Source organism: Pseudomonas sp. CM25 (assembly GCF_013179705.1).
In the GTDB taxonomy this organism is placed as follows: Bacteria; Pseudomonadota; Gammaproteobacteria; order Pseudomonadales; family Pseudomonadaceae; genus Aquipseudomonas.
Genome location: NZ_JABMCW010000385.1, coordinates 1 through 4,700 on the forward strand (window position 1 = coordinate 1; position 4,700 = coordinate 4,700).

Annotated in this window: 6 protein-coding genes; 4 read left to right on the forward strand and 2 right to left on the reverse strand. The window is 64.6% G+C overall.

The genetic code is table 11. The annotated features are described in order from the left end of the window. The 4 genes from HP546_RS26115 to HP546_RS26130 all read left to right on the forward strand — a co-directional run. Positions 1 to 257 (forward strand): helix-turn-helix domain-containing protein (locus tag HP546_RS26115; RefSeq protein WP_172231486.1); only part of this gene is annotated, 257 nt, incomplete at its 5' end. A gap of 49 nt (positions 258 to 306) precedes the next feature. Further along, positions 307 to 891 carry a LysE family translocator gene (locus HP546_RS26120; protein WP_172231489.1) on the forward strand — a complete coding sequence of 195 codons (585 nt, stop codon included), beginning with the start codon at positions 307 to 309 and terminating at the stop codon, positions 889 to 891. Positions 892 to 1,062: 171 nt separating this feature from the next. Beyond that, entirely contained in the window at positions 1,063 to 1,623 is a 561-nt protein-coding gene (locus tag HP546_RS26125) for a PQQ-dependent catabolism-associated CXXCW motif protein (protein ID WP_172231492.1), read from the forward strand. Positions 1,624 to 1,680: 57 nt separating this feature from the next. After that, positions 1,681 to 2,346 carry a response regulator transcription factor gene (locus HP546_RS26130; RefSeq protein WP_172231495.1) on the forward strand — a complete coding sequence of 222 codons (666 nt, stop codon included), beginning with the start codon at positions 1,681 to 1,683 and terminating at the stop codon, positions 2,344 to 2,346. Positions 2,347 to 2,375: 29 nt separating this feature from the next. Here HP546_RS26130 and HP546_RS26135 read toward each other — a convergent pair whose 3' ends face one another. After that, the gene (locus HP546_RS26135; RefSeq protein WP_372242465.1) at positions 2,376 to 4,310 is read right to left on the reverse strand and encodes a NahK/ErcS family hybrid sensor histidine kinase/response regulator; all 1,935 of its coding nucleotides are present in this window, start codon (positions 4,308 to 4,310) and stop codon (positions 2,376 to 2,378) included. Next, the coding region (locus tag HP546_RS26140; protein WP_172231501.1) for an FIST C-terminal domain-containing protein at positions 4,240 to 4,700 on the reverse strand (461 nt) is incomplete at its 5' end. The genes HP546_RS26140 and HP546_RS26135, both read right to left, overlap by 71 nt.

Genomic DNA, 4,700 nt, shown 5'->3' on the forward strand with positions numbered 1-4,700 from the left:
TGGCCCAGGCTTGCGGCATCGACCGCTTCCGCCTCACCCGCGCGTTCAAGGCCGCATTCGGCCTGGCGCCGCATGCCTACCTGATCCAGCTGCGCCTGGCCCGGGCACGGCGCCTGCTGGCCCAGGGCCAGACCCCGGCCGAAGTGGCCGTGGCCCTGGGCTTTGCCGACCAGAGCCACTTGGGGCGCTGGTTCCGCCGCGCCTACCAGCTGACCCCGGCCGACTACCGCAGGCGCTGCTCAAACCTTCCAGACTGACGGGCTGTGGGCAGCGAGCATGGTACTTCGATTTCCGGAGCCCTTGATCATGTCGCACTCGCTGTTGCCCTTCATCCTTTTCGCCCTGGTGTCCAGCATCAGCCCGGGGCCGACCAACCTGCTGATCCTCGCCCACGGTGCCCGCCTGGGCCTGCGCGCGAGCCTGGCGCCCATCGCTGCGGCCTGCGGGGCAGCTGCGGCGATCGTGCTGCTGGTCGGTCTGGGGCTGGGTGAGGTGCTGCTGCGTTACCCGTTGGCGCAACAGATGATGAGCTGGGCCGGGGTGCTGTGGCTGAGCTGGCTGGCGTGGAAGATGCTGCGCAGCGCGGCAGCACCGCTTGAGGCCGCCACGGCGCACGGCTTCAGCGCCGTGAGCGCGGCGGCGTTGCAGGTGGTGAACCCCAAGGTGTGGCTGATGGCCGTGGCGGTGGTCGGCGTATTTGCAGCACCGTCGCTGCCGGTGTGGCAGCTGGCGTTGGTGTTTCTGCTGATTGCCCTGCCGTGCATGGCGGCGTGGGCGGCATTGGGGGTAGGCAGCGCGCGGTGGTTGCAGGGGGTGCAGCGGTTGCGGGTGTTCAATCAGGTATTGGCGGGAGTGTTGCTGGTGTCGGCCTGGGTGGCCATGCTGAGCTGAAGCCGCAGAGGTGAGCCCCCTCCCCAAAAGACCAAGCCAGCCCCCGCCAGCAGGCGGGGAGACCGGCCCCCATCCGCGTACTACTTTAGTACTACCTTTGCTGTCTATCGTCGCATTCACAAAGCACCGCCACTGGCATGTAATGGCTCCATAACAAAAAGGAAAAAACCCATGCCACGTGCCCTGCCCCGGCTCCCATGCCCTCTGCTGGTGGCCCTTTCACTCAGCCTGTCACTGAGCGTGGCCCAGGCCGACACGGCGCCGATGTTCTCCCCCGAAGGCTATCGCACCACCCTCTATCGCAGCCCGACCCCACAGCAAGTCGACGGCGGCCAGGTCATCGATACCGCTGCCCTGCAAACGCTGCTGAGCCAGCAACCCCGGCCGGTGCTGATCGACGTCTACCGCAGGCAATGGCTGCAAGGCCGCTTCATCGAGGACGAACCCCACAGCAACCTCCCCGGGAGCCTGTGGCTGGCCAATACCGGCGACGGCGAATTGAGCCCGGCCTGGCAGGCCTACTTCGTGCGTAACCTGCAGGCAGCCAGCGCCGGGCAGCCGGGGCAAGCGCTGGTGTTTTACTGCCGCGCCGATTGCTGGTTGAGCTGGAACGCGGTAAAACGCGCAAAAGCCCTCGGCTATCACAACCTGTACTGGTACCGCGACGGTCTGGACGCCTGGCAGCAGGCCAACCTGCCGCTGCAGCCGGCCCAACCGGTGCCTTTCCCCTGAATACACTGCCTGCGAACACGTGCCCGCCCTATCCAATAAAAACGAGGTGAAAAGGCCATGTACAAAATTCTGATTGCCGACGATCACCCACTGTTTCGCGAAGCCATCCACAATGTCATCAGCGATGGCTTCCAAGGCAGCGAGGTCATGGAAACGGCCGACCTGGACAGCGCCTTGGCATTGACCCAGGCGCATGAGGACCTCGACCTGATCCTGCTCGACCTGAACATGCCCGGCATGCACGGGCTCAATGGCCTGATCACCCTGCGCAACGAGGCGCCGACCACGCCCGTGGTGATCGTCTCGGCCGAGCAGGAAAAGCAGGTCGTGCTGCAGGCCATTACCTACGGCGCCGTGGGGTTCATCACCAAATCCTCGCCGCGCTCACAGATGATCGAAGCGATCGAGCAGATCCTCAACGGTAACGTGTACCTGCCGCCCGACATCATCCGCGCCCAGAAAAGCAGCACCAGCCGGCGCCTCAACGACACCCCGAGCTTCCCGCCCGAGATGCTCCAGGCGCTGACCCGCAAACAACTGCTGGTGCTCGAGCGCATGACCAAGGGCGAGTCGAACAAGCAGATCGCCTACACCCTGGATATCGCCGAAACCACAGTCAAGGCACACGTTTCGGCGATCTTGCGCAAGCTGAACGTGCACAACCGCGTGCAGGCCATCCTCAGTGCTGGCGATATCGATTTCGCTGACTACCTGCGGCGCTGAGCTGGACCGGCGTACCGGCAAGGCAGCGCCTACATTGGCATGGCCAGCAGGTGGCTCATCGCGGTCTTGAGCTTCATCGGCCGCACCGGTTTGTGCATGAGGGTGTGACCCAGCTCGCGGATCTGCTGCTTGAGTTCGTTGCTGTAGTTGGCGGTGATCATCAACGCCGGTAGGGGCTGGGCGCGGCGAGCATTGATCCGGGCCACGGCGTCGATACCATTGCAGTCATTGTCCAGGTGGTAGTCGGCGATCAGAAGGTCTGCCCTGGCGTGGTAGTTGTCCACCTGGCGCGCCAGGTCTTCTTCCGACAGCGCGGTGACTACCTGGCACCCCCAACCCTCAAGCAATGTGCGCATGCCGGCGCAGATTGCCGCATCGTTATCCAGCACCCACACCCGCGCACCACGCAGGCGTTCGAGTGTGCGTGCGCAGGTCGCCTGGCTTGGCTGGGGGCTGGGTGCTACTGCGCTCAGCGGCACTTCGACGGCGAACACCGAGCCCTTGCCGAGCCACGAGCGCACCCGAATGCGATGGCCGAGAATGCCGGCGATCTTTTCCACGATCGCCAGGCCCAGACCCAGGCCACGGTCCTGGTCCGGGCGCTGTACATCACCGCGCCTGAACTCCTGGAACATCTCTTCCAGATGCTCTTCGGCGATGCCGATACCGCTGTCCCACACTTCGATCCGCAGACCGCCGCGCAGGCGTCGGCAACCCAGCACCACGCGCCCGCTGCGGGTGTAGCGGATGGCATTGCTGAGCAGGTTGCGCAGAATGCGCGCGAGCAGCTGGATATCACTGCGCACCACGGCAGAACAGCCCACGAAGTGCAGTTCAAGCCCTTCGCTGCGCGCCACCTGGGCATATTCGGCGGCGAGGTTGTCGATCAGCTCGCTGAGGGCGAACGGGGCGACATCGGCCTTGATCACCCCGGCATCGAGCTTGGAAATATCTACCAGGGTGCCAAGCAGGTTCTCCACGTCCTCCAGCGAGTTGCTGACGTTGCGTACGAGGTGGGCGCTGTTGTGTGGTTCCCCGCGCTCGAGCAAGGCGCTGGTAAACAGCCGCGCCGCGTTCAACGGTTGCAGCAGGTCATGGCTCACCGCAGCGAGAAACTTGGTTTTCGACAGGTTGGCCTGTTCGGCCTCGCGCTTGGCCTCTCGCAGGCGCGACTCGACCCGGCTGCGTTCTTCGATTTCGCGCAGTAGCTGGTCGTTGAGGGTGGTGAGTTCGGCGGTACGTTCGCGCACCCGCAGTTCCAGGTGCTGATAAGCCTGGTGCAGCGCCTGCGCAGTGTTACGGCGCTCGGTGATGTCGCGGATCAGCACGAAGATACCCACCACCTCGCCACTGGCCAGCCGGTTGGGAACGTAGGAACGCAGCATGTAGCGCTCCTGGCCGTTGCTGTTGGTTTCGGCAAATTCGAAGGTTACGCTCTCCCCCGCCAGCGCTTGCGCCACGTAGCCTTCCAGGCGCCGGTAATGCTGCTCGCTGTGGGCCTGGCGCAGGCTCTGGCCAAGCATCACGCCGCGCGGCCAGCAGTACCATTCTTCATACACCTTGTTGGTGAATTCATAGACCAGGTCGGCGTTCAGGTAGGCGATCAGCGCCGGGACATTGTCGGTGATCAGTCGGATCTGGTGCTGGTGGGCAGTTTCGTCCCGCTGCCGGGCCTCACTGAGCAGCCGGTTGAGGGCCTTGAGCTCAGCCATGGCCTGGCTCAGGGCATCTGTGCGTTCGCGCACCTGTTCCGCCAGCACCACGGAATGCTGGAACGCTGCATAGGGGTCGTTGCCGCGGGTGACGCCGGACTCGATGCGTTCGATCAGCGCGCCATTGATGCGCTGCAGCTTGTGGTTCTGGCGCTGCAGGCCGGTGACCTCGGCCTGCAGTTCAGCGACCGACGGCAGGCCGGGGGCGGGCAATGGCGACCCCGGTGAAGGTCTGGTTGATGTGCATGCCATTGAACTGCTCTCCGTAGGTGTTGAAGCCGATCACCCGCTGCTCGCGCAAGCACGCACCAACTGGCTCCAGGCCATTGCGGCCCTCCAGTTCCAGGCGCCGCAGGAAGCAGTCGCAGCCGATGGTCAGCAGCAGCTGGCCCAGGCGCTGGCGCAGGCCATCGAACAACTGTTGCAGGTTCGGCAGCAGCGGCCCTGGGGTCATGGCCGTGAGCACGATGCCGTTTTCCACCGCGCAATAGAAACTCAGGCTGAGGTCCGGGTGCACCTGCTGGATTGCCCGCACGTAGTACTGGTCGTGTATGCGCACGGCCAGCGGGTGGGCGGCGAACACCCGGTAATCAAGCGCATGCACCGGCACACCGATGTGGCGGGCGTATTCCTCGGCAGCGG